This is a genomic window from Streptomyces sp. CB02056 (assembly GCF_001905545.1).
Lineage (GTDB): Bacteria > Actinomycetota > Actinomycetes > Streptomycetales > Streptomycetaceae > Kitasatospora.
Genome location: NZ_LIPD01000032.1, coordinates 5,834 through 6,452, shown reverse-complemented (window position 1 = coordinate 6,452; position 619 = coordinate 5,834). Strand labels below are relative to the sequence as shown.

Genomic DNA, 619 nt, shown 5'->3' with positions numbered 1-619 from the left:
TTCTCCTCGGTCTTCGTGGTCACCAACAGCCTGCGGCTGCGCCGCTTCCGGCCCGCCTGAGCCGGCCCGCGCGAAGGCCCCGGACCGGTGTCGGTCCGGGGCCTTCGCGCGTACGGGGCGTCCCGGGGCCCTCGGGGCGTTCGGGGGCCGGGCCTCAACGCCCCAGCAGCTCGCCGCCGTTGCAGTGCAGGATCTCGCCGGTGATGAACCCGGCCTCGGGCGAGGCCAGGAAGTACACCGCCGCCGCCACCTCGCCGNNGGCCCGGCGGGCGACCTCGGCCTCGTCCAGCCGCGGCCCGAAGAACTCGGTGCCCGCGACGGTGCCCGGCGCGACGATGTTGGCGGTGATGCCCGAGGTGCCCAACTGGGCGGCCAGGAAGTGGTTCCAGGCGTGCAGCGAGGCCTTCGCCGCGCCGAACGAGCCGGCCCCGCGCAGGGCGGCGATGGAGCTGATGGTGACCACCCGGCCGGAGCCCGGGGTGAGCCGGTCGCGGACCGACTCGGTGAGCAGCACCACGGTCAGCACGTTGCGCTCGAAGTCGCCGCGCCAGCGCGCCAGCAGGGCGTGCGGCCCGCCGCCGACCACGGTCTCGCGGCTGCCGGCGTTGTTGACCAGGAC

The 619-nt window shown here is 75.7% G+C and carries 1 protein-coding gene and 1 pseudogene; both read right to left on the bottom strand.

The window, feature by feature from the left end:
* Window positions 1-154 precede the first annotated feature (154 nt).
* Window positions 155-257 (bottom strand): annotated as a pseudogene (locus AMK13_RS45690) (SDR family oxidoreductase); the annotation flags it as partial.
* A gap of 2 nt (window positions 258-259) precedes the next feature.
* A partial coding sequence (locus AMK13_RS45685) for an SDR family NAD(P)-dependent oxidoreductase (RefSeq protein ID WP_241853252.1) occupies window positions 260-619 on the bottom strand: 360 nt, incomplete at both ends.